We start from the raw sequence: 24998 nt of genomic DNA, 5'->3' as shown, positions 1-24998 counted from the left end.
CGGTGCGTGGGCTCGGGGGTGGGTGGGGTGCGGTGGCTGGGCCCGGCTTGGCGGGGGGTGGGGTGCGGCGGTGGGCTGTGCGGGCCGGCGGCGGTTGGTGTGTCCGGCTCGGGGGTGGGATGGCGTCGGGCGCGTGCGGTGGGCTGTGCGCGGTTTCGTGTGGGGTGGTGTCGCGCTTCGCGGGTGCGATTCCGCCCGTGGGTGCGCTGCGCGCGGTTGCGGGGGCGTGGGCGGCTGGGACGGCCCTCCACCGGGGGCCCCGGCGGAGGGGCGGGGATGCTTCGCGGTGTGGGCCGTGCCGGCGCGGGGATACGACTGAGGCCCGCGTCCCTTGCGGGGGCGGGCCTCGATCTTTATGCGGTCCTGACGGGATTTGAACCCGCGGCCTCCACCTTGACAGGGTGGCGAGCACTCCAAACTGCTCCACAGGACCAGGTTTCGCGGCGCTTTTCCTGCGTTGCGCTGCGAGAAGAGACTGTACAGGAGGGTGAGGGCCCCGGTCGAACTCACCCTCCGTACAGGGTTGGTCACGGTGCGGCGGCGTCGATCGCCTTCACGATCCGCTTGTCCGAGACCGGGTACGCCGTGCCCAGCGCGTGGGCGAAGTAGCTGACCCGCAGCTCCTCGATCATCCAGCGGATGTCCAGCACCGCGGCGGGCACCGGGCGGCCCTGCGGGAGCTGTTCCAGGAGCCAGGCGTACTCGTCCTGCATCTCGTGGACCTTCTCCATGCGCGTGGTGTCCCGCTGGACGCCGGTCGGCATCTGCTGGAGGCGCCGGTCGGCGGCCACCATGTACCGCATCAGGTCGGGCAGCCGGCGTATCCCCGCCCACGTCACGAAACCGGGCTTCACCAGGGCGTCCAGCTGTTTGCGGACGTCCGTGAGGTTGGCGAGCAGCACAGGGCTGCGCACGCCCTTCAGCCGGCGCTCACAGGCCTGCCAGGCCGCGAGGACCTGCTGCACCTGCGCGACCGTACGGACCGTGGTGTCCACGATCTCCGCGCGCACCTTCTCGTACAGCTTCCGGTACGACTCCTCGTCCCACGCCGGCCCCCCGAAGTCGGCGATGAGCTTGTCCGCCGCCGCCATCGCGCAGTCGTCGAACAGGGCCTGGATCGAGCCGTGCGGATTGGCGGAGAGGGCCAGCTTCTGGGCGTTCGTCAGCTTCTCCGAGGCGAACTTCGCCGGGTTCACCGGGATGTTGCGCAGGATCAGGCGCCGTGTGCCCTTCCACATGGCCTCCGCCTGCTCCGCCTCCGTGTCGAAGAGGCGGACCGAGACCGTGTCGCCGTCGTCCACCAGCGCCGGGTACGCCTTGACCGGCTGCCCGGCCCGGCGCGTCTCGAAGACCCGGGTGAGCGTGCCGATCGTCCAGTCGGTGAGGCCCTTGCGCTCCAGGGCCTCACCGCCCTCGCGGGAGGCCGTCGCCGCGGCCGCCTGGGAGAGCGCCTTGCGCGCCTTCGGCTTCAGCCGGAGCTTCAGTGCCTCCAGGTCCTTGTCCTCGTCCAGCTTCCGGCGCCGCTCGTCGACGATCCGGAACGTGATCTTCAGGTGGTCGGGGAGCTTGCCCCAGTCGAAGTCCTCCGCCTCGAAGGGCACGCCGACCATCCGCTTCAGCTCACGCGCCATCGTGACCGTCAGCGGCTCCTGCAGGGGCACCGCCCTGTCCAGGAAGCCCCTCGCGTAGTTCGGCGCGGGCACGTAGTTGCGGCGGATCGGCTTGGGGAGGGAGCGGATCAGCTCCGTCACGACCTCCTCGCGCAGGCCGGGGATCTGCCAGTCGAAGCCCTCGTCGGTGACCTGGTTGAGCACCTGGAGCGGGATGTGGACGGTCACGCCGTCGGCGTCGGCGCCGGGCTCGAACTGGTAGGTGACACGGAACTTCAGCGGCCCCTGCCGCCAGCTGTCCGGGTAGTCGGCCTTGGTGACCGCCTCCGCCGACTCCCGGATGAGCATCGCCCGCTCGAAGTCCAGGAACTCCGGCTGCTCCTGCCGCTTCCGCTTCCACCAGGAGTCGAAGTGGGCTCCGGAGACGACGTGTTCGGGCACCCGCTGGTCGTAGAAGTCGAACAGCGTGTCGTCGTCCACGACGATGTCCCGGCGCCGCGCCCGGTGCTCCAGCTCCTCGACCTCGCTGAGCAGCTTGCGGTTGTCCGAGAAGAACTTGTGGTGCGTGCGCCAGTCGCCCTCGACGAGCGCGTTGCGGATGAACAGCTCGCGGGAGATCTCGGGGTCGATCCGGCCGTAGTTCACCTTGCGCTGGGCGACGATCGGGACGCCGTACAGCGTGACCTTCTCGTACGCCATGACGGCCGCCTGGTCCTTCTCCCAGTGCGGTTCGCTGTACGTCCGCTTCAGCAGGTGCTCCGCCAGCGGCTCGACCCACTCGGGCTCGATCTTGGCGTTGACCCGCGCCCAGAGGCGGCTCGTCTCCACCAGCTCGGCCGACATCACGAACTTCGGCTGCTTCTTGAACAGCGCGGAACCCGGGAAGATCGCGAACTTGGCGCTGCGGGCGCCCAGGTACTCGTTCTTGTTGCCGTCCTTCACGTCCTTCATCCCGACGTGGGAGAGCAGGCCCGCGAGGAGGGAGACGTGGACGCGGTCGGCGGGGGCGTCCTCCTCGCCGAGGTGGATGCCCATCTGCTTGGCGACCGTGCGCAGCTGGGTGTAGATGTCCTGCCACTCGCGGATGCGCAGGAAGTTCAGGTACTCCTGCTTGCACATCCGGCGGAAGGAGCTGGAGCCGCGCTCCTTCTGCTGCTCGCGCACGTACCGCCACAGGTTCAGGTAGGCGAGGAAGTCGCTCGTCTCGTCCTTGAACCGGGCGTGCTGCTGGTCGGCCTGGGCCTGCTTGTCGGCCGGGCGCTCGCGCGGGTCCTGGATGGACAGGGCGGCGGCGATGACCATGACCTCGCGGACACAGCCGTTCCGGTCGGCCTCCAGGACCATCCGGGCGAGGCGGGGGTCCACCGGCAGCTGGGCCAGCTTGCGGCCGGTGTCGGTGAGCCGCTTGCGGGCGTCCTTCTCCGCCGGGTCGAGCGCGCCCAGCTCCTGGAGCAGCTGGACGCCGTCGCGGATGTTGCGGTGGTCCGGCGGGTCGATGAAGGGGAACTTCTCGATGTCGCCGAGACCGGCCGCGGTCATCTGGAGGATGACGGACGCCAGGTTCGTACGGAGGATCTCCGCGTCCGTGAACTCCGGGCGGGCGAGGAAGTCGTCCTCGGCGTAGAGACGGATGCAGATGCCGTCGGACGTACGGCCGCAGCGGCCCTTGCGCTGGTTGGCGCTCGCCTGGGAGATCGCCTCGATGGGCAGCCGCTGGACCTTGGTGCGGTGGCTGTAGCGGCTGATCCGGGCGAAGCCGGGGTCGATGACGTACTTGATGCCGGGGACGGTGAGGGAGGTCTCGGCGACGTTGGTCGCCAGAACGATCCTGCGACCGGTGTGCGCCTGGAACACGCGGTGCTGCTCGGCGTGCGAGAGCCGCGCGTACAGCGGAAGGATCTCCGTGAACCTGTACTTCTTCTTCTCCAGCGCGTCCGCCGTGTCCCGGATCTCCCGCTCGCCGGAGAGGAAGACGAGGATGTCGCCCTTGCCCTCCGCCATCAGCTCCTCGACGGCGTCGGTGATCGCGGTGATCTGGTCCCGGTCGGCGTCCTCCGAGTCCTCTTCGAGGAGCGGCCGGTAGCGGACTTCCACCGGGTACGTCCGCCCGCTGACCTCGATGATCGGCGCGTCGCCGAAGTGCCGGGAGAAGCGCTCGGGGTCGATGGTCGCGGAGGTGATGACGACCTTGAGGTCCGGCCGCCTGGGCAGCAGCTGGGCGAGATAGCCGAGCAGGAAGTCGATGTTGAGGGACCGCTCGTGGGCCTCGTCGATGATGATCGTGTCGTAGGCGCGCAGCTCGCGGTCGGTCTGGATCTCGGCGAGCAGGATGCCGTCCGTCATCAGCTTGACGAAGGTGGCCTCCGGGCTGACCTGGTCGGTGAACCGGACCTTCCAGCCCACGGCCTCGCCGAGCGGGGTCTTCAGCTCCTCCGCCACGCGCTCGGCGACGGTCCGGGCGGCGATCCGCCTGGGCTGGGTGTGCCCGATCATGCCGCGCACGCCGCGGCCCAGCTCCATGCAGATCTTGGGGATCTGCGTGGTCTTGCCGGACCCGGTCTCACCGGCCACGATCACGACCTGGTGGTCGCGGATGGCGGCGGCGATGTCGTCCTTCTTCTGGCTGACCGGCAGCTGCTCGGGGTAGGTGACGGCCGGCACGCGGGAGCGTCGCTCGGCCATCCGTTCCTCGGCGCGGCCGATCTCGGTCTCGATCTCGGCGAGGACGGCGGCACGGGCTTCCGGCTTGCGGATCTTGCGCGCGCCCTCGAGCCGACGGCCGAGGCGCTGCGCGTCGCGCAGTGACAGCTCGGTCAGGCGGGGGGCGAGGGTGCCGAGGGCGGGGGCAGGATGCGTAGACATACGCGGTCCAGGATCTCACCCCAGCCGAAAATCACGCGAACGATTTGACCGGGGGCGGCGGAAGCCGTGCGCGAGGGGTGCGGGGAGCCGTGTCCGGCGATCACCGGGCACCCCGGCGGAAAGTGTGATCTTGCCCTAACTTAGGCGATATGCCTGATTCTCTGCACGGTGAGCACGGCCGGCCTCGCACCCGGGCGGAGCGCCTCGCGGCCGTCAGAGCGTCCCCCTTCCTCCCCGCCACGGTCCTCCTCTTCATCCTCTCCGCCATGGCCGGCCTCTTCGCCGGCTCGTACACGTACGCCATGGCCGACCCCACCCCGCACGGCATCCCCGCGGCGGTGACGGGCGCCTACGACGGCCCGGCCGCCCGGCGGTTCATCGGCGGCATGGAACAGGCCCTGGACGCCTCCCTGAAGCTGCGGCCGTACGACAGCCGGGAGGCGGCGGTGCAGGCGGTGGACGCCCAGCGGGTGTTCGCCGTGATCGACGTGCCCGCCGGCGGCCGGGCGATCTCCCTGGACGTGTCGGCCGCGTCCGGGGCGACGGTCGCCGAGGTGCTCACCGAGGCGGCGGCGCAGGTGGGCAGGGCCACCGGCACCACCGTGGCGGTCCATGACCTCAAGCCGTTGCAGAGGGGCGACCCGCGCGGCCTGGCGATCTTCTACATCACCCTCGCCGCCGTGATCATCGGCTTCGTCGGGGCCATCCAGCTCAGCGTGCACGCCGGTGCGCTGAACCCCGCGGAACGCATCGCCTACATCGTTGCCTGCGCCCTGCTCGGCGGGTTCACCATCGCGGCGGTGGTCGACTGGTGGCTGGGGGCGCTGAAGCTGCCGTTCGCCGAGTCGTGGGCCATCCTCGCCCTGACGATGTTCACGTCCGGGATGGTGTTCACGATGTTCAACACCCTGTTCGGGCGCTGGGCCATGCTGCCCACCTGGGTGCTGATGGTGCTGCTGGGCAATCCGTCGTCCGGCGGCGCGGTCTCCTGGCCGCTGCTGCCGTCCCCGCTGGGCACGGTCGGCCGCTGGCTGCCGCCCGGCGCCTCGGTGAACGCCCAGCACACGGCCGTGTACTTCCGGGGCCACCAGCACGCGATGCCGTTCCTGGTGCTGGCGGCCTGGGCGGCCGTCTCCTGCGCGGTGTTCGTGATCTGGCGCGAGCGCCACCCGGGCGGCCGGACGGACGAGGCGCCGGCCCACGCGGCCTAGGGTGCGCGCTGGGCGGGCGGGGCCGGCTGGGCCGGCGGGGCGGCCTCCGTGTACCTGCGGACCGGGGCCTCGCCGAGGGCGAAGGACTTCGCCGTGTTGGAGATGGCCTTGATGCCCAGATAGGCGGTGGTCATGCTGCTGACGGCGGTGAACGCGGCGGTGAGGATGCCGACGATCACCGCTTTGTCCCCGTCGAGCTGCCACACGCCGAAGATCGCGACCCCGGCGATCGCCAGATTGCTGGTGACGACCGCGAGCAGTCCGTACCGGGCCCGGTCCTTCTCCAGCTCGGTGTCCCGGATGGCTCTGGCCTCGTCCCGGCTCATGCGTCCCCCCGCCCTCGCGCACCACGCGCGATCAGCCTGAACGTAGCGCCGACCGGGCGTGGTGCCAAGGCGTCACCGCACGTCGACGTAGTCCTCGGCGCCACTTCCCACGAAGTGCTTGCCGTCGGGGTGGAGGAAGACCGGCACCCAGGTGCCGTCCTGCCGGGCCGTGAAGCCCTTGCCGAAGGAACCGTTGCTCTTCGTGGTGACCGTGGACATCAGGTACCAGCTCTTCGCGCCCTTGGGCCGGAAGAGGATCTGCACCTTCTTGGCGCCGTACGCCTTCCAGGTGCCGGAGCCGGCCGCGCGCTCCTGGAGCACGCCCTTGACGGTGATCGTCCGGCCCTTGCGCACCGGCTCCGGGGACGCGCCCGCGTCCTTGACCCGGGTCAGGGCGCGGTTGCGGCGCAGGGACGAGCTGTCGCCGCCCTTGATGTCCTTGGCGGCGGAGCCGGCGTAGTGCAGCCGCCAGTAGCCGTCCGTGTAGCCCGGCAGCTTCTCGACGATGAACTGCGAGCCGTTGGTGGTCTGCACGGTCTTCTTGGTGGCCCAGCCCGTCCTGCCGTTGGGGGAGTACTGGATGTCGACGCCGATCCGGTCGTTGGTGTCGCGTCCGACCAGGTCCACGATGCCGGTGACGTCGAGCTGCGCGTACTCGTCGAGCCGCGCCGTGAACTCGCGGAACTTCGGCGTCGCGGTGACCGCCACGGTGACGTCGGCGGTCGCGGTGCGCTGCAGGAAGGGCTGGTACGGGTACGGCGGGAAGGCCACCTCGTAGACGCTCTTGCCGTACGGGGACCGTGTGAAGGTGAAGCGGCCGTTCGCGTCGGTGGTCGCCTCGACGGGGCTGCAGGTGGTGCAGTCCTTGTAGTCCATCTGCAGCGGGATGCCGGACAGCGGCTTCCAGGCGGTGCCGCTCTGGTACTGGAGGGTGCCGGTGACGTCGATCTTGGCACCGGCCGTGACGTGGTAGCTGCTCTTGTCGAGGACGAGCCGGGTCGGCGCGGCCTTCGGGTGGACGCCGATCCAGGAGCTGGTGGCGTAGCCCAGGGGGCCGTTGTAGTCGGCGTAGGTCCAGCCGCCCTCCTCGGTCTCGTGGGCGAGGGAGAAGTGGCCGGCGTCGTCCGTGACGACGGTCGTGTCGCCTCCGTCGAGCCGGAGGTCCATGGTGGCACCGGGCAGCGGCACCGTCTCGCGGGTGCTGGGGTCGCGGACGGCCATGTCGCCGCTGACCGTGATCGTCTTGTGCTCGATGTCGGGCTCGGCCGGTGTGACGGAGAAGCCGCTGAAGACGGGCTGCTTCTGGTAGTGCAGCGTGCCCGCGTTCCGTTCGACGGTGGTCTCGCCCGAGCCGTCCGTGGCCTCCACGTCGACCGTGTAGTCGCCGAGGGCGTCCAGGTGGATCGGCTGGGAGGCCCAGACGCCGTCCCAGGGGCTGGACTCGTACCGCTTCGTGAAGTCGGTGATCGTGGCCGCCGGTGCGTCGTCCTCGCTGCCGCCGGCCGGGCGCAGCTTGGCGACGATCTTGCTGACCTCGCCGCTGTGGTTGAGGCGCACGTCGAGCACCGACCAGTCGGCCTGGTCGCTGTTGACGTCCATGATGTTCGGGCCCGCGGCGTGAGCGGTGCCGGGCAGGGCCAGCGTGGCGGCCAGGACGGCGCCGGCTGTCACCATCCCTCTGGCGATCTGTCTCAAGTACCCCCCTCAGGGTCTGTGCGTGTACGGGGTGCGACGTGCACGACGAAACCCCCCTCCGGCTGTCCGGCAGGGGGGTTTCACGCAGGTCACGGTGGGCCGGGCGGGACCGGCGACCTGTCGTTCACAGGCCGGTTCCCGCCCACGCGTGGCCTGATCGTACTGGTCACCGGTGATCCGGGCCAGTGCCTTCGGGGTCCAGGAGTGCGGTGACGTCCGCCGTCGACCAGTGGTCGCTCGCCCCGGGGCAGGCCGCGACATAGGAAGCGACCGCGTCCACGTCCCACGCGCCGGCGGAGAGCAGGCCGGCGGCCAGGAAACGGACGTAGGCGGCGGACGGGGGGACCCAGGGAACGTCGTTCATCCCCCAGGGCGCCGTGAAGGTCAGCACCGGCAGGCCGTCCATCTGGCCGGCGCACACGAGCGTCTCGTAGCGGCCCCCGCCCAGGACGGCACGGCCGTGCCCGAGCACGCCCGCCAGATCCAGGTCCCCGCCCGGGGCCCGGTACATCTCCTGGGCCGCGATGTCGGCGAACTGCCCGGTGGTCACCAGATGCGCCCTGGCCAGCACCCGCCCGTCGGGACGGGGGTCGTAGAAGGCCCTGCCGCCCTTCCATACGGGCGACTCGGTGGCGAAGTACATCGCACCGGTCAGTTCCACGGGGATCGACCGGGCCGGCATGGCGGGGTCGCGGCATCCCGGGTAGTCCCGGTCCGCGTCGGGCAGGCGTCCGCCCCTGATGTAGGCGGCGAGGCGGTCCAGGTGGGTGTTGGAGCCGTAGGACGTGTACCAGACGTGCTCCGGGTGCCGGTCGGGCGGCAGTGCCGGGTCGATGATCGGGAGGGCCTTCACCGTGGTCTGCTCCGTGGGCGTCCGGTTGGCATGGCGGGCACGAACGTAGGCGACGGCGTGGGCGACACCCGCGGATGACGCTTGTGGATGACACGAAAGAGCCCCTCTCCAGCGGTGCTGGAGAGGGGCTCGGCCCTGAGCAGGGCGATTGTGGCTGGGGCCGGGGTCGAACCGGCGACCTATCGCTTTTCAGGCGATCGCTCGTACCAACTGAGCTACCCAGCCACGGTGTTTCACGTGAAACACCAGCGGTCCTGACGGGATTTGAACCCGCGGCCTCCACCTTGACAGGGTGGCGAGCACTCCAAACTGCTCCACAGGACCAAGCTTTGTGTGCAACAGTGTCGCACACGATCTTGCGTGCCCCCAACGGGATTCGAACCCGTGCTACCGCCTTGAAAGGGCGGCGTCCTAGGCCGCTAGACGATGAGGGCTATCGGCCCGCCTGGGCGCTTCTCAGCGCGTCGGGGACGTGAGAAGCATATGGGATGGCGGGGGCTATCGCCAAAACGGTTTACGGCGAGGTGGTGGCCGGGGTGGACGAGGGGGAGCGGGGGGTGGTGGAGGGCGACCGCGCGGCACCGGGGGCGGCCCGCTGGTTCTCGTCCGCCAGGTGTCGGCTGACCTCGGCCGTTGTCAGCCCCAGGCCCCCCAGCTGGATCGCGTCCCAGGCCTGGAGCCGGCGGCTGTCCCGGTCGAAGTAGAGGATCGAGGCCTCGATCGGGGCGGGGTACCTGTGCTCCACGGCACGCAGCCCGCTGCCCCCGGTGGAACCCTCCCTGCGCAGCCGGGTGCCGTACGGCAGCATCTCCGTCCCCTCGTGGTGCAGGTGGCCGCAGAGCACCAGCGGCACCTCGCCGTCGGTCTCCCGGGCGGCGGTCGGCTCATGGGCCACCGCCACGTCCACGGGAGTGCCGGCCGCGCGCTGATCGCTCAGCGCGCTGGCCAGCCGGGCGCCCGCCAGCTGCTCGGACGCCTCGCCGCCGGGCGCCGTCGAGCGGTCGGGGGTGAACTGGGGATCGCCGATGCCCGCGAACCGCAGCCCCGCCACCGTCCGCGCCCGGCCGTCGTCCAGGACGTGCACGTTCTTCATGCGCTCCAGATAGCGCTGGGTGGTGCGGGAGTCGTGGTTGCCGCGCACCCAGACGTACGGCACGCCCAGGTCCCGGACCGGGTCCAGGAAGCCGTTCTCCGCCGCCGTGCCGTGGTCCATCGTGTCGCCGGAGTCGACGATCACGTCCACCTGGTACTGCTTCACCAGCGAGCCGATGATCTTCCAGCTCGCCGGGTTGAGGTGGATGTCCGACACGTGCAGGACCCGGATGGTGGAGGGGTCCGGCTGGTAGGCCGGGAGGGTGGACGTGGCGTCGTACAGCTTCGTCACGTTCGTCACCAGGCGGGCCAACTCCTTCTGGTAGACGTCGAATTCCGTGACGATGCTGCGCGCGTTGCCGACCACCGACGGCGCCGAGCCGAGCAGCCCGGAGAACCTCGGCTCCAGGACCGACTTCGGGTTCCAGGTGGCGTACGCCGACGCGCCCGAGGCGGCCAGCAGGGTCAGCGCGAGGCCGCCGGCGGCCAGGGCCCGGCGCGGGCGGCGGTAGACGGCGAGGCCGAGGGCCGTGGCCCCGGAGACCACGGCGACGCACGAGCGCAGGGCGAGGTCCAGCGTGCCGTGCGTGACGTCCCGGGCGACCTCCTCCTGGAGCCCGGAGAGCCGCTCGGGGTGGTCGACCAGCGCCTGGGAGCGCAGCGGGTCCAGCCGGTCGACGTTCACGTCCAGGCGGACCGGTGCCACATGGCTGTCCAAGGAGAGCGCGCCCAGCGGGGACACGTTGATCTTCGTGCCGCCGGTGAGGGAGGGGCGCAGCGCCATCGTCGTGTCCATCGGGCCGACCGGGGCCCGGACGTTGCCGACGATCAGCAGGCCGAGCCAGGCGCCGGCGAGGACGACCGCGGTGAGGCCGAGGGCGCGGGCCCAGGGGCGGGGGCGGGCGGCCAGTTCGAGCGCGGGGAGCGGGCGGGGCGGGCGGCTGCGGTGCGGGTTTCGGTTCGGCGTGCGGTGCAGGGCTGCGAGGGGGACGCGGGCCATTGCTCGCGTATGCCCACGTCCCACGGTGGATATGCGGCATCGGTGCCGGACAATGGCCGTGTGCTGGAGATGACGCGCGAGGAGTTCGAGGAACTGGTCGCCGAGGCGCTCGACCGGATTCCGCCGGAGCTGACACGGCTGATGGACAACGTCGCGGTGTTCGTCGAGGACGAGCCGCCCGCCGACGATCCCGAGCTGCTCGGGCTCTACGAGGGGACTCCGCTGACCGAACGGGGCGAGTGGTACGCGGGGGTCCTGCCCGACCGGATCACCGTCTACCGGGGGCCGACGCTCAGGATGTGCGAGAGCCCGCAGGACGTGGTCGCGGAGACCGAGGTGACCGTGGTGCACGAGATCGCCCACCACTTCGGGATCGACGACGCCCGGCTGCACGCCCTCGGCTACGGCTGATCGCCGCGGGGCGCGGCTGATCGCCGGCGCGTGCGGGGTGTGCCGGTGCCCGCGGGGTCGCGCGCCGATGCGCGAGGGGCGCGTGTCCTCTTGTGGGCGGCGGGAGTTGGGGAGGTTGACTTCTTTCCTTGTCCCCGGAGGTGGCCGCCGTGCGCCCCTTGTACGTACCCGTCCGTCTCGCCGTCACGGTACTGGCCGTCACCGCCGCCGCCGGCTGTGTGAACGTGGGCGACGACGCGGGCCGGGCCCGGCCCGCCCATTCGGCGGGGCAGCGCGGCGGCGAGGCGCCCGACGGCGGCCCGGTGGAGGGCGCGGGCGGCTTCGCCGGCGCGGGGGGCGGACGCGGTGACGGAAAACACGGGCACGGCGGCAAGGCGAAGCCGGGCGAGTCGTCCTCGGCGTCGGCCGCCCCGTCGGGCCGGGACAGCGCGTCGCCGGCACCGGGGAAGCCCGGCGAACCGGGGAAGCCGGGGCCGCCGGGCGCGACCGTGCAGCCCGGGGACCCCGAGCCGACCGAGGTGCCACCGCCGCCCCCGGTCAGCTCCGCCCCGCCCGAGCCGCCGGCCTCCACCCCGCCGCCGCCCGCCTCGGAGCCGCCGTCGGCCGAGCCGTCCTCGTCGGCGCACGAGGAGACGTCGCCGCAGCTGGTCCAGCGGGAGCCGGCGCCCGCCGCAGGCTTCGCCGCGTGAGGCGCCGGTCGGCCGGTGCACCGAGGTGACCTGCGCAAACGGAGCGGGTTTGCCTTCAGGGGTGGTGGGTGCGTATGGTGGTAGATCGTTTGATCCCATTTGCCCGGCGCCATCACAGAGCGCGCCGTGTGGCGCGTACTCTCCTTTGCCGTGGCGGACCGCATTGAGGCGGTCGTGAGCGAATCACGGAGTTGACGGGCGCGTGCCGAAGAGACTCCGGAAGGTTTCGCATTCGCATGTCCGTGTCCAGTTCTGACCAGATCGTCGTGTCCGAGAACGAGAGCGAGAAGCTCGTCGACGTCACGAACGAGGTCACCGAGGCCCCCGAGGCCGCTGACACCACCCCCCAGACCACCTTCGCCGACCTCGGCCTGCCCGAGGGTGTTGTGCGCAAGCTCGCGCAGAACGGCGTGACCAGCCCCTTCCCCATCCAGGCGGCGACCATCCCGGACGCCCTGGCCGGCAAGGACATCCTCGGCCGCGGCCGTACCGGCTCCGGCAAGACCCTCTCCTTCGGTCTGCCGACCCTGGCCCTGCTGGCCGGCGGCCGTACCGAGAAGAAGCGGCCCCGCGCCGTCATCCTCACCCCGACCCGTGAGCTGGCGATGCAGGTCGCCGACGCCCTCCAGCCGTACGGCGACGTCGTCGGCCTGAAGATGAAGGTCGTCTGCGGCGGCACCTCCATGGGCAACCAGATCTACGCCCTGGAGCGCGGCGTCGACATCCTCGTCGCCACCCCGGGCCGGCTGCGCGACATCATCAACCGCGGCGCCTGCTCCCTCGAGGACGTGCAGATCACCGTCCTGGACGAGGCCGACCAGATGTCGGACCTGGGCTTCCTGCCCGAGGTCACCGAGCTGCTCGACCAGGTCCCGGCCGGCGGTCAGCGGATGCTCTTCTCCGCCACCATGGAGAACGAGATCCAGACCCTCGTCGAGCGCTACCTGAACAACCCCGTCTCCCACGAGGTGGACGCGGCCCAGGGCGCGGTGACGACCATGTCGCACCACATCCTCATCGTGAAGCCCAAGGACAAGGCGCCGGTCACCGCCGCGATCGCCTCCCGCAAGGGCCGCACGATCATCTTCGTCCGCACCCAGCTGGGCGCCGACCGCGTCGCCGAGCAGCTGCGCGAGGCGGGTGCGAAGGCCGACGCGCTGCACGGCGGCATGACCCAGGGCGCCCGTACGCGCACGCTGGCCGACTTCAAGGACGGCTACGTCAACGTCCTCGTCGCCACCGACGTCGCCGCGCGCGGCATCCACGTCGACGGCATCGACCTGGTGCTGAACGTGGACCCGGCGGGCGACCACAAGGACTACCTGCACCGCGCGGGCCGTACCGCCCGTGCCGGCCGCACCGGAACGGTCGTCTCGCTCTCCCTGCCGCACCAGCGGCGTCAGATCTTCCGTCTGATGGAGGACGCCGGCGTCGACGCCGCGCGTCACATCATCCAGGGGGCCGGCGCCTTCGACCCGGAGGTCGCCGAGATCACCGGCGCCCGTTCCATGACCGAGGTCCAGGCCGAGTCCGCGGGCAACGCCGCGCAGCAGGCCGAGCGTGACGTGTCCCAGCTCACCAAGCAGCTGGAGCGCGCCCAGCGCCGCGCCACCGAGCTGCGCGAGGAGGCCGACCGGCTGGTCGCCCGCGTCGCCCGTGAGCGCGGCGAGGACCCGGAGACGGCGGTGGCCGAGGCCCAGGCGGCGGCGCAGGAGCTGGCCGCGGCCGAGGAGCCCGCCGAGCGCGAGACCGAGCGCGAGGAGCGTCCGGCGGCCTCGGCGCCGTACGAGCGCCGCGAGCGTCGTCCGTTCGACCGTGACCGCGACCGTGGTTTCGAGCGCCGTGACGACCGCCGTGACGACCGCGGTGGCCGTAACTTCGAGCGTCGTGACGACCGTGGCGGCCGTAACTTCGAGCGCCGTGACGACCGCGGTGGCCGTAACTTCGAGCGTCGCGACGACCGCGGTGGCCGTGGTTTCGAGCGCCGTGACGACCGCGGCGAGCGCCGTCCGTTCGACCGCGACCGTGGTTTCGAGCGCCGTGACGACCGCCGTGACGACCGTGGCGGCCGTACCTTCGAGCGCCGTGACGACCGCCGTGACGACCGCCGTGACGACCGCGGTGGCCGCTCCTTCGAGCGCCGCGACGACCGCGGCGGCCGTACCTTCGAGCGCCGTGACGACCGGGGCGGCTTCCGCCGTGACGAGCGCGGCGGCCACCGGGGCAGCGACCGTCCGTTCAACCGCGACCGCCGCGACGACCGTCCGGGCTTCCGCTCCGGCGGCCACGACCGCCCCTTCGGCCGTCGTGACGACCACCGTGGCACCGGCTCCGGTTCCGGTTCCGGCTCCTTCGGCCGCCGTGACGACAAGCCGCGCTGGAAGCGCAACGGCTGACATCGAGTGAGGCCGTGAGGCCGTGAAGCCGTAAGGCTGGGCGAGGGCCCGTACGACTGCGTTCGTACGGGCCCTTCGCGCGTCCTGTGGCGCATGTCACCGCCCCGCCGCGGGAATTGCTGGGGGCATGACAGATGACGCGAGAGTGAGCGGAAAGCGGCAGACGCCCGTCCTGTCGGACGAGGAGCGGCTGGCCCAGCTCGGCTACACCCAGGTCCTGGCCCGCCGCATGTCGGCGTTCTCGAACTACGCCGTCTCCTTCACGATCATCTCGGTCCTCTCCGGCTGCCTGACGCTCTATCTCTTCGGCATGACCACGGGCGGCCCCGCGGTGATCACCTGGGGCTGGGTGGCGGTCGGCCTCATGACCCTGTCCGTGGGCCTGTCGATGGCCGAGATCTGCTCGGCGTACCCGACCTCGGCCGGCCTGTACTTCTGGGCCCACCGCCTGGCGCCACCGCGGTCGGCGGCGGCCTGGGCGTGGTTCACGGGCTGGTTCAACGTGCTGGGCCAGGTGGCGGTGACCGCGGGCATCGACTTCGGCGCGGCCTCCTTCCTCGGCGCGTATCTGAACCTCCAGTTCGGCTTCGTGGTGACACCGGGCCGCACGGTGGCGCTGTTCGCGGCGATCCTGGTCCTCCACGGCCTCCTCAACACCTTCGGCGTCCGCATCGTCGCCTTCCTCAACAGCGTGAGCGTGTGGTGGCACGTGCTCGGGGTCGCGGTCATCGTCGCCGCGCTGGCGATCGTCCCCGACCGGCACCGGTCGACGAGCTTCGTCTTCACCGAGTTCGTCAACCGGACGGGCTGGGGCAGCGGCCCGTACGTGGTCCTCCTCGGCCTGCTGATGGCCCAGTACACCTTCACCGGCTACGACGCCTCCGCCCATATGACCGAGGAGACCCGCGACGCGGCCACGGCGGGCCCGAAGGGCATCGTCCGCTCGATCTGGACCTCGTGGATCGCCGGCTTCGTCCTGCTCCTCGGCTTCACGTACGCGATCCAGTCGTACGACGAGGAGCTGGCCTCCCCCACGGGCGCCCCGCCGGCCCAGATCCTGCTGGACGCCCTCGGCGAGACGGCCGGCAAGCTCCTCCTGCTGGTGGTGATCGGCGCCCAGCTCTTCTGCGGCATGGCCTCCGTCACCGCCAACAGCCGCATGATCTACGCCTTTTCGCGCGACGGCGCGCTGCCGTTCTCCCGGGTCTGGCACACGGTCAGCCCGCGCACCCGCACCCCCGTCGCGGCGGTCTGGCTGGCCGCGCTCGGCGCCCTGGCGCTGGGGCTGCCCTATCTGATCAACACGACGGCCTACGCGGCGGTGACGTCCATCGCGGTCATCGGCCTCTACATCGCCTACGTCATCCCGACCTTCCTCCGGATCCGCAAGGGCGCCGCGTTCGACCGCGGCCCCTGGCACCTGGGCCGCTGGTCGGGAGCGGTCGGGGTGGTCTCGGTGGCGTGGGTGGTGGTGATCACGGTCCTCTTCATGCTCCCGCAGGTCTCCCCGGTCACCTGGAAGACCTTCAACTACGCCCCGGTGGCCGTCCTGGTCGTCCTCGGCTTCGCGGCGACCTGGTGGCTGGCCTCGGCCCGCCACTGGTTCCTCGCCCGCACCCCCGCGGCCACGCCCATCCCGGCCGAAAAGTAACCATCCGCCCGCTCCCGCACCCGCCGACGTGGCCGCGACCCCGATACCCGATCGGCGACACGGCCTCGTCCGGCTATGCTCGGACAGGCAACATCGCCTGGGCCCTTAGCTCAATTGGCAGAGCAGTGGACTTTTAATCCATTGGTTGTGGGTTCGAGTCCCACAGGGCCTACGGCCGCAGAAGCGGGGGTTACCCCCGCTGACCTGCTACGCGGCGCCCGAGCCGGCTTCGGTCGGCTCGGGCGCCGCGCTGTTCTCCGGGGCGGCGGCGCCGCCCGGAGCTAGTCCTCCTCGACGAGGCGTTCCACCGCCGCCGTCACCAGTGCGTCCCGTTCTTCCTCGCTGAGGACGTCCGGGAGGGTGAGCTGTTCGACGATCAGCCAGTTCAGGGCGAGGTAGAGGAGTTTGACGGCCGTGGCGTCGCCGGGCAGGCCCGCGGTCTCGTGGTAGGCGACGTTGTCGTCGAGGTCGGCGCGGACACGTTCGGTGAGGACCGTGCGCAGTTCCGGGCGGCGGGTGGCTTCCAGGCGGAGTTCCAGCAGGGCGAGGTAGCCGGTGCGGAAGGAGGCGACCCGGCCGACGAGTTCGCGCATCAGCAGGGTGTACGCCGCCCGGTCCCGGGGGGCCGTCCGCTGGCGTTCATAGGTCGCCTCGTCGGGCCGCAGCCGTTCGTAGACGCGGGCGCCGGCCTGGGTGAGCAGGTCGTCCCGGCTGGCGAAGTAGTTGGACGCCGTGCCGGTGGGGACGGCGGCCTCGGCGTCCACCGCACGGAAGGTCAGCCCCCGCGCGCCCTCGCGGGCCAGCACCTCGATGGCGGCGTCGACGAGTGCCGCGCGCCGCTGGTCGTTCCGTCTCACCATGGGCCGTGACTCCGGGGGCAGTAGGCAACGTCAACCACTCCAGGCAGAGTACTGCATGCGCAGTGGTACGTGTCTCGCGATGCCCGGGCCGCCCCGCGTGCCGTCCGCCGGCTACTTCGCCGCGTACGCCCGCAGGAACGCGCTCACCCCGCCCCTGATCAGGTGATCCGTCCGCGTCGCCGGCAGCGGCCGTACCCCGTAGTGGGTGACCTGGACGATCGCGTGCGAGATCAGGGCCGTGAAGTGGCCCGCCGCGAGCGCCGGGTCGCCGTGAAGGTCCAGCAGGCCGGCGTCCTCCAGGTGCGTCATCGCCTCGGCGAGGGCCCGGGCGACCGGTTCCGGGCCGGCCTCGTGCCAGGCCGCGAGCACCTCGGGCGGCACGTGGTCGGCCTCCGCGTGGATGTGGCGGACCAGGGCGAAGTGGTTCGCGTACTCGGTCATGAGGCCGGAGAAGCCGCGGGCCAGGGAGACCAGGTCGCGTTCCAGGTCGTCGGGGCGCGGCGGGCGCTCCGGGTCCAGTACGGCCCGCAGGCGTGCCAGTTGGGCGTCCCGGACTTCGCTCGACGTCCAGGTCACGACCGTCTGGAAGAGCTGCGCCTTGCCGCCGGGGAAGTGGTTGTAGAGCGTGCGCGTGGAGACGCCGGCCGCCGCGGCGAGCGCGTCGACCGAGGCGCGGGCGTAGCCCTCGCGGCCGAAGACCGTGCAGGCCGCGCTCGCGATGTCCATCTGTTTCCGCAGCTTGCGCGGTGACACCTCGCGCCGCGCCCGCTCCAGCCGGGACTCGTTCGTCTCGCCCACGCCCGCCTCCTTGGTGACCGGTCCACTCTAACCGGATTGCCGCGCCCGTTTACAACGGCTGTTGTAATTTTTACAACGAGCGTTGTACTTTGCTGGGCAAGGGCGGACGCCGGAGACGGTCGACCGCCATCGGATCGCTCAGAGGGGGACAGCTGTGTCCGTTACCGATTCCGCCACCGGTGCCCGTACCGCCGGGGACCTTCCGCTCCGCGTCGCCGTCGTCGTCGGCAGCGTGCGCGAGGGACGCCTGGGGCGGGCCGTCGCCGACTGGTTCCTCGCCACCGCCGCGGAGCCGGGCCTGGAGCTCGACGTCGTCGACCTCGCCGAGGTGGACCTGCCGCTGGTGCTGCCCGGCTGGGGCGGCTCGCCGAGCCCCGAGGCCGTCGCCGCGCTGCGGGACGTCTCGCCGCGGCTCGCCGCCGCCGACGCCTTCGTCGTCGTCACGCCCGAGTACAACCACAGCTTCCCGGCGTCCCTGAAGAACTTCATCGACTGGCACTACACCCAGTGGCAGGCCAAGCCGGTCGGGTTCGTGTCGTACGGCGGTCTCGGCGGCGGTCTGCGCGCGGTCGAGCAGCTCCGGCTGGTCTTCGCCGAACTGCACGCCATGACCGTGCGCGACTCGGTCAGCCTGCACGGCCCCTGGTCCGGCCTCGGTGAGGACGGCGCCCCGCGCGACGCGGAGGTGTGCGCCGGTGCCGCCAAGGGCATGCTCGGCCAACTCACCTGGTGGGGGCGGGCGCTGCGGGCCGCCCGCGCCGAGCGTCCCTACGCGGGCTGAGGGGCGGACGCGAGATGAGCGCCTTCCGCCAGGCAGAGGCAGCAGAGGCACAGGCGGGGGCGGGGGCCGGGTCCGGGGGCGGGGGCGTCCCCGCGGCCTCCGCCACCCCGGCGACCCCGACCAACACCCCGGAGACCCCGGCCCCCACCACCCTCCACCGCGTCATCCCCGTCGTGGTCCTCGGCAGTGTCATGGCCGTACTCGACATGACGATCGTCAACGTCGCGCTCGGCCGGCTCTCGAAGTCCTTCGGCGCCCCGCTGGAGACCATCCAGTGGACCGCGACCGCCTACACCCTCGCGCTCGCCGCGGTCATCCCGGTCGCCGCCTGGGCGATGGGCCGGATCGGTGCCAAGCGCACGTACGTGATCGCGCTCGCCCTGTTCACCCTGGGCTCCCTGCTCGCCGCCTGTGCCTGGGACGCGGCCAGTCTGATCGCGTTCCGCGTGGTGCAGGGGCTCGGCGGCGGGCTGCTGCAGCCGGTCGGCATGGCGATGGGAATGCGGGCCGTCGACCGGGCCAGGCTCGGGCGGGCGATGGCCCTGCTGGGGCTGCCCATCCTGATCGGCCCGGTGTCCGGCCCGGTGCTCGGCGGCTGGCTGGTCGACACCGCCTCCTGGCACTGGATCTTCCTGATCAACCTGCCCGTCGGCGCCCTGGCCCTGGTCCTCGCGGGCCGCCTGCTGCCGAAGGACGCCCCGGACGCCCGCGGCCGGGACCTGCCCCGGCTGGACGTCCCCGGCCTGCTGATGCTCTCGCCCGGCCTCGCCCTGCTGCTGTACGGCCTGTCCCGCGGCGGCGAGCGCGGGGACTTCACGGCCCCCGGCGCGCTGCTGCCGACGCTCGCCGGCGCCGTGCTCGCGGCGGCCTTCGTACGGCGGGCGCTCGCCGTCCGCGCCCCGCTGCTGGATCTGCGGCTGCTGCGGGACCGTACCTTCGCCGCGGGCATCGGCACGCTCGCCCCGTTCACCTGCGGCTACTTCGGATCGATGCTGCTCGGGCCGCTGTACTGGCAGCAGGAGCGCGGCCTGAGCGCGACCGCCGCCGGGCTGCTCGGGGCGCCGGCCGGGCTCGTGGTCGGTACGACGATGCAGCTCGTGGCCCGGCGTATCGACCGGGCCGCACCGCGCAGGCTGGTCGCGGCCGGGTGCGCGGTGGGCGCCCTCGGGATGGTCCTGCTGGCCTGGCAGACCGGAACGGCGGGCGTCGCGCCCTGGCGGGTCGTCGTCTCCGGCATGGTGATGGGCGTCGGTGCCGGGATGACGCTGACGCCGGCGATGACCACCGCGGCCCGCGATCTGCCCGCGGAGCGCCTGGCCGGGGCGAGCACCGCGCTGAGCATCAACGCCCAGGTGGCCGCGTCGGCCGGGACGGCCCTGCTGTCGGTGGTGCTCAGCGCGACGGGCCCGGGGCCGGCCGGTTTCCGGCTCACCTACGCCGTCGCGGCGGCGCTGCTCGCCCTCGGCGCCTTCTCGGCGCTGCGGCTCCCGGGCCGGCTCCCGGGCTGAACCGCTAGCCCGCCGTCAGCTCGGCCAGCGGCAGCGTGTGCTGGGTCTGCAGCACCTTGGCGCGCAGATAGCGGACGTTGTGGGCGGTGGTGAACACGCCGGTCGGCACCCGGTCCCGTACCGCGACGCCCAGCGCGCGCAACTGCCCCGCCTTGTCCGGGTTGTTGGACAGCAGGTCCAGCTCGGTGATGCCGAGGGCGGCGAGCATCTGGGCGGCGGCCGTGTAGTCGCGGGCGTCCTCCGGGAGGCCGAGGGCGGCGTTCGCCTCGTAGGTGTCGAGGCCCTCGTCCTGGAGGGCGTACGCGTCGAGTTTGTTGTAGAGGCCGATGCCCCGGCCCTCCTGGCGGAGGTAGAGCAGGACGCCGCCGCGCTCGGCGATCCGCTCGACCGCCTCGCGCAGCTGCGGGCCGCAGTCGCAGCGGGCCGAGCCGAAGACGTCACCGGTCAGGCACTCGGAGTGCAGGCGCACCAGCGGGAGCGGGCCGGGGTCGCCGAGGACGACGGCGAGGTTCTCCTGGCCGTCGGTGAGGCCGTGGAAGGTGACGAGTTCGGCGTCGGCGCTGTAGCCGTCGGCGAAACGCAGCGGTACCCGGACGCGGGCACGCGGGGTGGCGGCGGGGAAGTCGGGCATGCGGGTCTCCGGGTTCCGTTCCGAGTCATGTGCTTCATATTTGAAGCACATGCTGCCGCGTGACCCTACCTCATGCTTTAAAGTTGAAGCAACGGTCAGCCGGACGACGGCCCGGAGCAGGACGACGACCGCCGGCGCCACGGCACGTCCTCGGCCGCGGAGCGCGCGCACTCGCCCTCCTCCTCGCCCTGGAGCCCCCGCGCGACCCCCGTGAAGATCTCCTCCAGCTGCCCCACCTGCTCCGGGGTGAGCCGGTCGAACAGCAGGGCGCGGACCGTCTCCACGTGCCCGGGCGCCGTACGCTCCAGTACGGCGACCCCTTCGGCCGTCAGCACCGCGACCGAGCCGCGCCTGTCCCGGCGGCTGTTCTCCCGGCGCACCAGGCCGTCCCGTTCCAGCCGGGTCACCGCGTACGTCAGCCGGCTGCGCGTGATCTTCAGCGTCTCGGCGAGATCGGTCATGCGCAGCCGGTGGCCGGGGGCGTCGGAGAGGTTGGCGAGCACCGAGTAGAACAGGTGGGGCATGCCGCCCTCCTGCTGGAGCTGCCGGTCGAGCGCGTCCTCCAGCAGGCGGGAGGCGGCGACGTAGGCACGCCAGGCGCGTTGCTCCTCGGGGCTGAGCCAGCGGGTCGTCATGGTGCCAGTGTAAGTTTGTTTCAAACTTGAACCAAGCCGTCCGGGTCTTCTGCCCGCCCGCCGGCCGGCCGACTCCGGAAGAGAGGGCCTCGATGCCCCTGCCGTACGTGCTGCTGTCCGCCGCCGTCTCCCTCGACGGCTACCTGGACGACACCGGCCCCGAACGGCTCCTGCTGTCCAGCCCGGCCGACTTCGACCGGGTCGACGAGGTGCGGGCCTCGGTCGACGCGATCCTCGTGGGCGCCGGCACGATCCGCGCCGACAATCCGCGCCTGCTGGTCAACTCCGCCGAGCGGCGCGCGGCCCGGAGCGCGGCGGGCCGGCCGGAGTACCCGCTGAAGGTCACCGTCACCGGCTCGGGCGAGCTCGACCCGGCCGCCCGCTTCTGGCACACCGGCGGCGAGAAGCTCGTGTACACCACCGACCGGGGCGCCGAACGGGCCGCCGCTCTCCTCGGGAGCACCGCCGGTGTCGTCCCGCTCGGGCCCGCGCTGGACTGGCGGGCCCTGCTGGCGCACCTGCACGACGAGCGCGGAGTCGGGCGCCTGATGGTGGAGGGCGGCGGCACGGTCCACACCCAGCTCCTCCAGCAGGGCCTCGCCGACGAACTCCAGCTGGTCCTCGCCCCGCTGTTCGTCGGCGACCCGGCGGCCCCGCGCCTCTTCGGCCCCGGCGGCTACCAGGGCGGACGCCTGCGCCTGCTGGACACCCGCCGGATCGAGGACGTCGTCCTCATGCGCTACGCGCCCACCGCCCCCGGCACCGGCGCAGCGGCCACCGCCGCCGACCGGCACTGGCTGCGCACGGCCTGCGAACTCGCCGCCCAGTGCCCGCCCTCGGCGACGGCGTTCAGCGTCGGCGCGGTCGTCGTCGCCGCCGACGGCGCCGAGCTGGCCCGCGGCTTCTCGCGCGAGGGCGCCGACCCGGTGGTCCACGCGGAGGAGGCGGCCCTCGCGAAGACCGACCCGGCCGACCCGCGGCTGTCCGGCGCCACGGTCTACAGCAGCCTGGAGCCCTGTGCCCGCCGCGCCTCGCGCCCGGCGCCGTGTGCCGAGCTGATCCTGCGGGCCGGGGTGCGCCGGGTGGTCACCGCCTGGCGCGAGCCCGACACCTTCGTCGCCGGGGCCGACGGCACGGGCGTCCTGACCGCGGCGGGGGCGCGGGTCGTGGTCCTTGCGGAGCTGGAGGCTCTCGCCAAGGCGCCGAACGGACATCTGCTGGGGTGACGACAGCAATCAGGGCCCGGAATCCTCTTGGATTCCGGGCCCTGATTCTTCAGTAGCGGGGACAGGATTTGAACCTGCGACCTCTGGGTTATGAGCCCAGCGAGCTACCGAGCTGCTCCACCCCGCGTCGTTGTGTCTCTACTGTACGCCATGCTCAGGGCTTTCTGCACATCGGTTCCCGTGCGCCCCACGCGGCCGTCACCGAAGGTGATCGGACGGGCGCCCTCCGCATAACAACTGAGTCACCATCAAAACCTTCGGTGACTGCTGAACATTTCCGAGCCCCGGCCAACTCGCCCGACTTGCCTGGGTATCAGGCGATTAATCAACCGTCAAAAACGGTAATGATCAAGCCGAACGGCTTGGAAAGTGACTGGCAGGTCTATTAACGTTCGATAACGCAGCGCGGTCGTCCCAGCCGTCACAAGAGACGGCTCCGCGCGCACGCGCCGAGTCCCGCAAGGGAGCCGGGGAACCACCACCCTGGGGTGAATCACGCGGATGCCGAAGTGAACTCACGGAGTCCACGACAGGTATACGCGCGTAGGAGACCTTCCTGCTCCGAACCCGTCAGCTAACCCGGTAGGCGGAGGAAGGAAAGGAGCACGCCCGCGTGGCGTCCAACCGGCCTGTCCCCGAAGCCCTGCTCATACCGGAACAGCGCGATCCCGAAGCCTTCGGCCACGAGTCCCACGGCGGCTACGACGCCCACGGCGGCTACGACGCCCACGGCGCCTACGGTGCCTACCGCGCCGAAGAAGGCCCCTTCCAGGAGTGGAACCCCACCGCGGAGTCCGTCGCCCCGGTCCGCGGCCGGCACCGCGTCGCCAAGCAGCGCGGCGGCCTCGCCCGCAGCTCCACCGTCCTCGGCGTCGGCGTCATAGCGGCGGTCGGCGCGGGCGGCATGGCCAGCGCCAACACCGGCAAGCCGCCGGTGTCCATCTCGATGCCGGACCTGCCCTCCGTCGGCTCCCTCTTCGACGGCGGCTCCGCCGACGCGCAGCCCTCCGAGGCCGCGACCACCACGCTCAGCAGCGTCGGCGCGGCCTCCGCCGACACCGAGGACAACGCCGGAGCGGGCGAGACCCTGCGCAGCCGGATCATGGCCCAGGCCGAGCAGCAGCAGGGCCAGGCCGACAGCAAGGCCACCGCCGCCGCGCTCGCCGCCTCGCAGAAGCAGAGCGCCGACGCCGCAGCCAAGGCCGAGAAGGAGGCCGCCGCCCAGGCCGCCGAGGCCAAGGAGAAGGCGGAGGCCGACGCCGCGAAGAAGGCCGAGCGCAAGGCCGAGGCGGAGCGGCAGGCCAAGCTGGCCGAGCTGGCCAAGAAGTACTCGCTGCCGACCTCCTCGTACACGATCACCTCGACGTTCGGCCAGGCCGGCTCGATGTGGTCCTCCGGCTACCACACCGGTCTCGACTTCGCGGCGCCCACCGGCACCCTGATCAAGGCCGTGCACAGCGGCACGATCACCGAGGCGGGCTGGGCCGGCTCCTACGGCTACCGCACGATCCTCACCCTGGACGACGGCACCGAGCTGTGGTTCTGCCACCAGTCCTCGATCAGCGTCTCCGCCGGCCAGAAGGTCGCCACCGGCGAGGTCATCGGCCGCGTCGGCGCCACCGGCAACGTCACGGGCCCGCATCTGCACCTGGAGGTCCACCCGGGCGGCCAGGCCACCGGCATCGACCCGATGGCGTGGCTGCGGGGCAAGGGGCTCACCCCCTGACGCCACCGTGGCGAACGAGTGACTCCGCGGGAATCGGCGCCGGCGGCGGGATGCGATCATCCCCCGCCGGCGTTGTCATGACGTATGACGTCACTTCGTAAACTCGGCTCCTCCGACCTCGAGGTCTTCCCGCTCTCCCTCGGCGGCAACGTCTTCGGCTGGACCGCCGACGAGCAGACCTCCTTCGCCGTCCTCGACGCCTACACGGCGGCCGGGGGCAACTTCATCGACACCGCCGACGCCTACTCCGCCTGGATCGAGGGCAACAAGGGCGGCGAGTCGGAAACGATCATCGGCAGGTGGGCCAAGGCGCGCGGCAACCGCGCCGATGTCGTCATCGCGACCAAGGTCAGCCAGCACCCCGACTACCAGGGCCTGTCCGCCGCCAACATCAAGGCCGCCGCGGACGCCTCCCTGCGCCGCCTGGACACCGACTACATCGACCTCTACTACACCCACTTCGACAAGCCCGAGGTGCCGGTCGAGGAGATCATCGGCGCGCTGGACGAGCTGGTGAAGGCCGGCAAGGTCCGGCACATCGCCGCCTCGAACATCAGCGCCGAGCGCCTCCAGGAATCCCTCGACTTCTCCGACCGCGAGGGCCTGGCCCGCTACGTCGCCCTCCAGCCGCACTACAACCTGGTCTCCCGCGACACCTACGAGGGCCCGCTGCAGGACCTCGCCGCCCGCGAGGGCCTGTCCGCCGTGCCGTACTTCTCGCTGGCCTCGGGCTTCCTCACCGGCAAGTACCGGCCCGGCGCCACCGTGCAGAGCGCCCGCGCCGGCCGGGTGCGCGAATACGCGGACTCCGAGCGGGGCCAGCGGGTCCTCACGGCCCTGGACGAGGTCGCCGCGGCGCACGGGGCCCAGGTCGCCACGGTCGCGCTGGCCTGGCTGGCCGCCCAGCCGACGATCACCGCACCGATCGCCTCGGCCCGCACGGTGGACCAGCTGCCGGCGCTCCTCGGCGTGGCGGACCTGAAGCTGACGGACCAGGACATCACCACCCTGACCGAAGCCTCGGCCTGACCCGCCCC

Annotated in this window: 19 protein-coding genes, 6 tRNA genes and 1 riboswitch; of the genes, 11 read left to right on the top strand and 14 right to left on the bottom strand. The window is 71.8% G+C overall.

All coding sequences use genetic code 11. The features are described 5' to 3' along the window. Positions 1-358: 358 nt before the first annotated feature. A tRNA-Asp gene (locus ACF073_RS25775) sits at positions 359-433 on the bottom strand. 94 nt (positions 434-527) lie between these two features. Next, entirely contained in the window at positions 528-4472 is a 3945-nt protein-coding gene (gene hrpA, locus ACF073_RS25770) for an ATP-dependent RNA helicase HrpA (protein WP_392073752.1), read from the bottom strand. A gap of 149 nt (positions 4473-4621) precedes the next feature. Here hrpA and ACF073_RS25765 point away from each other — a divergent pair, with 149 nt between their 5' ends. Then, a complete protein-coding gene (locus tag ACF073_RS25765) occupies positions 4622-5683 on the top strand; it encodes an ABC transporter permease (protein WP_392073751.1) in 1062 nt (353 codons plus the stop codon). On the opposite strand, the gene ACF073_RS25760 is transcribed toward ACF073_RS25765, so the two are convergent. From ACF073_RS25760 to ACF073_RS25730, 7 genes are all read right to left on the bottom strand, one after another. Beyond that, positions 5680-6009, bottom strand: coding sequence for a hypothetical protein (locus ACF073_RS25760; protein ID WP_392073750.1), 330 nt, complete (start codon positions 6007-6009; stop codon positions 5680-5682). The two genes, ACF073_RS25765 and ACF073_RS25760, sit on opposite strands and share 4 nt — an antisense overlap. 72 nt (positions 6010-6081) lie before the next feature. Continuing rightward, positions 6082-7683, bottom strand: a complete 1602-nt coding sequence (locus ACF073_RS25755) for a hypothetical protein (RefSeq protein ID WP_392073749.1) — start codon at positions 7681-7683, stop codon at positions 6082-6084. A 187-nt stretch (positions 7684-7870) separates the two neighbouring features. Continuing rightward, a complete protein-coding gene (locus tag ACF073_RS25750) occupies positions 7871-8557 on the bottom strand; it encodes a histone deacetylase (protein WP_392073748.1) in 687 nt (228 codons plus the stop codon). A gap of 151 nt (positions 8558-8708) precedes the next feature. Continuing rightward, a tRNA-Phe gene (locus tag ACF073_RS25745) sits at positions 8709-8782 on the bottom strand. 24 nt (positions 8783-8806) lie between these two features. Next, a tRNA-Asp gene (locus tag ACF073_RS25740) sits at positions 8807-8881 on the bottom strand. A 37-nt stretch (positions 8882-8918) separates the two neighbouring features. After that, positions 8919-8991: transfer RNA gene (locus tag ACF073_RS25735), tRNA-Glu, on the bottom strand. 80 nt (positions 8992-9071) lie between these two features. Continuing rightward, entirely contained in the window at positions 9072-10649 is a 1578-nt protein-coding gene (locus tag ACF073_RS25730; protein ID WP_392073747.1) for a metallophosphoesterase, read from the bottom strand. A gap of 60 nt (positions 10650-10709) precedes the next feature. Between ACF073_RS25730 and ACF073_RS25725 the strand changes: the two genes are divergently transcribed. The 5 genes from ACF073_RS25725 to ACF073_RS25705 all read left to right on the top strand — a co-directional run bounded on the left by ACF073_RS25725 (position 10710) and on the right by ACF073_RS25705 (position 15968). Further along, positions 10710-11060, top strand: a complete 351-nt coding sequence (locus ACF073_RS25725) for a metallopeptidase family protein (RefSeq protein WP_392073745.1) — start codon at positions 10710-10712, stop codon at positions 11058-11060. A 149-nt stretch (positions 11061-11209) separates the two neighbouring features. Beyond that, positions 11210-11749, top strand: coding sequence for a hypothetical protein (locus ACF073_RS25720; protein ID WP_392073744.1), 540 nt, complete (start codon positions 11210-11212; stop codon positions 11747-11749). Positions 11750-11985: 236 nt separating this feature from the next. Continuing rightward, positions 11986-14145, top strand: a complete 2160-nt coding sequence (locus ACF073_RS25715) for a DEAD/DEAH box helicase (RefSeq protein ID WP_392073743.1) — start codon at positions 11986-11988, stop codon at positions 14143-14145. A 127-nt stretch (positions 14146-14272) separates the two neighbouring features. Next, on the top strand, positions 14273-15796 hold the full coding sequence (locus ACF073_RS25710) for an amino acid permease (protein WP_392073742.1): 1524 nt from the start codon (positions 14273-14275) through the stop codon (positions 15794-15796). 99 nt (positions 15797-15895) lie between these two features. After that, positions 15896-15968, top strand: a tRNA-Lys gene (locus ACF073_RS25705). 109 nt (positions 15969-16077) lie between these two features. Here the strand turns inward: ACF073_RS25705 and ACF073_RS25700 are convergent. Together ACF073_RS25700 and ACF073_RS25695 are read right to left on the bottom strand one after the other, a co-directional pair. After that, positions 16078-16656 carry a TetR/AcrR family transcriptional regulator gene (locus tag ACF073_RS25700; protein ID WP_392073741.1) on the bottom strand — a complete coding sequence of 193 codons (579 nt, stop codon included), beginning with the start codon at positions 16654-16656 and terminating at the stop codon, positions 16078-16080. Between the two features lie 111 nt (positions 16657-16767). Next, entirely contained in the window at positions 16768-17454 is a 687-nt protein-coding gene (locus ACF073_RS25695) for a TetR/AcrR family transcriptional regulator (RefSeq protein ID WP_392073740.1), read from the bottom strand. Positions 17455-17608: 154 nt separating this feature from the next. On the opposite strand from ACF073_RS25695, the gene ACF073_RS25690 reads away from it, so the two are divergent. Together ACF073_RS25690 and ACF073_RS25685 are read left to right on the top strand one after the other, a co-directional pair. After that, entirely contained in the window at positions 17609-18235 is a 627-nt protein-coding gene (locus tag ACF073_RS25690) for an NADPH-dependent FMN reductase (protein WP_392073739.1), read from the top strand. Between the two features lie 14 nt (positions 18236-18249). Next, positions 18250-19743, top strand: coding sequence for a DHA2 family efflux MFS transporter permease subunit (locus ACF073_RS25685; RefSeq protein WP_392073738.1), 1494 nt, complete (start codon positions 18250-18252; stop codon positions 19741-19743). 4 nt (positions 19744-19747) lie between these two features. Here ACF073_RS25685 and ribA read toward each other — a convergent pair whose 3' ends face one another. Both ribA and ACF073_RS25675 read right to left on the bottom strand, forming a co-directional pair. Beyond that, positions 19748-20374, bottom strand: a complete 627-nt coding sequence (gene ribA, locus ACF073_RS25680) for a GTP cyclohydrolase II (protein ID WP_392073737.1) — start codon at positions 20372-20374, stop codon at positions 19748-19750. A gap of 95 nt (positions 20375-20469) precedes the next feature. Then, a complete protein-coding gene (locus ACF073_RS25675; RefSeq protein WP_392073736.1) occupies positions 20470-21009 on the bottom strand; it encodes a MarR family winged helix-turn-helix transcriptional regulator in 540 nt (179 codons plus the stop codon). Between the two features lie 92 nt (positions 21010-21101). Between ACF073_RS25675 and ACF073_RS25670 the strand changes: the two genes are divergently transcribed. Next, positions 21102-22235, top strand: a complete 1134-nt coding sequence (locus ACF073_RS25670; protein ID WP_392073735.1) for a dihydrofolate reductase family protein — start codon at positions 21102-21104, stop codon at positions 22233-22235. Between the two features lie 53 nt (positions 22236-22288). On the opposite strand, the gene ACF073_RS25665 is transcribed toward ACF073_RS25670, so the two are convergent. Next, positions 22289-22362 (bottom strand) — tRNA-Met (locus tag ACF073_RS25665). Positions 22363-22672: 310 nt separating this feature from the next. After that, a riboswitch (cyclic di-AMP (ydaO/yuaA leader) is annotated at positions 22673-22841 on the top strand. A gap of 7 nt (positions 22842-22848) precedes the next feature. Here ACF073_RS25665 and ACF073_RS25660 point away from each other — a divergent pair. Then, positions 22849-23961, top strand: a complete 1113-nt coding sequence (locus ACF073_RS25660) for a M23 family metallopeptidase (RefSeq protein WP_392073734.1) — start codon at positions 22849-22851, stop codon at positions 23959-23961. An 84-nt stretch (positions 23962-24045) separates the two neighbouring features. Continuing rightward, positions 24046-24990, top strand: coding sequence for an aldo/keto reductase (locus ACF073_RS25655; protein ID WP_392073733.1), 945 nt, complete (start codon positions 24046-24048; stop codon positions 24988-24990). The last annotated feature ends 8 nt before the right edge of the window (positions 24991-24998 follow it).

This window comes from Streptomyces sp. NPDC015171 (assembly GCF_043079545.1).
GTDB lineage: Bacteria > Actinomycetota > Actinomycetes > Streptomycetales > Streptomycetaceae > Streptomyces.
Note: the sequence above shows the minus strand (reverse complement) of the source record. Positions and strands in the feature narration are given on the sequence as shown.

Bases quoted from the DNA above. Each gene is read 5' to 3' on its own strand.
- ACF073_RS25765 (WP_392073751.1), top strand. From the start codon at position 4,622: ATGCCTGATTCTCTGCACGGTGAGCACGGCCGGCCTCGCACCCGGGCG.
- ACF073_RS25670 (WP_392073735.1), top strand. From the start codon at position 21,102: ATGCCCCTGCCGTACGTGCTGCTGTCCGCCGCCGTCTCCCTCGACGGC.
- ACF073_RS25655 (WP_392073733.1), top strand. From the start codon at position 24,046: ATGACGTCACTTCGTAAACTCGGCTCCTCCGACCTCGAGGTCTTCCCG.
- ACF073_RS25760 (WP_392073750.1), bottom strand. From the start codon at position 6,009: ATGAGCCGGGACGAGGCCAGAGCCATCCGGGACACCGAGCTGGAGAAG.
- ACF073_RS25755 (WP_392073749.1), bottom strand. From the start codon at position 7,683: ATGGTGACAGCCGGCGCCGTCCTGGCCGCCACGCTGGCCCTGCCCGGC.
- ACF073_RS25675 (WP_392073736.1), bottom strand. From the start codon at position 21,009: ATGACGACCCGCTGGCTCAGCCCCGAGGAGCAACGCGCCTGGCGTGCC.
- ACF073_RS25700 (WP_392073741.1), bottom strand. From the start codon at position 16,656: ATGGTGAGACGGAACGACCAGCGGCGCGCGGCACTCGTCGACGCCGCC.
- ACF073_RS25685 (WP_392073738.1), top strand. From the start codon at position 18,250: ATGAGCGCCTTCCGCCAGGCAGAGGCAGCAGAGGCACAGGCGGGGGCG.
- hrpA (WP_392073752.1), bottom strand. From the start codon at position 4,472: ATGTCTACGCATCCTGCCCCCGCCCTCGGCACCCTCGCCCCCCGCCTG.
- ACF073_RS25730 (WP_392073747.1), bottom strand. From the start codon at position 10,649: ATGGCCCGCGTCCCCCTCGCAGCCCTGCACCGCACGCCGAACCGAAAC.
- ACF073_RS25710 (WP_392073742.1), top strand. From the start codon at position 14,273: ATGACAGATGACGCGAGAGTGAGCGGAAAGCGGCAGACGCCCGTCCTG.
- ACF073_RS25715 (WP_392073743.1), top strand. From the start codon at position 11,986: ATGTCCGTGTCCAGTTCTGACCAGATCGTCGTGTCCGAGAACGAGAGC.
- ribA (WP_392073737.1), bottom strand. From the start codon at position 20,374: ATGCCCGACTTCCCCGCCGCCACCCCGCGTGCCCGCGTCCGGGTACCG.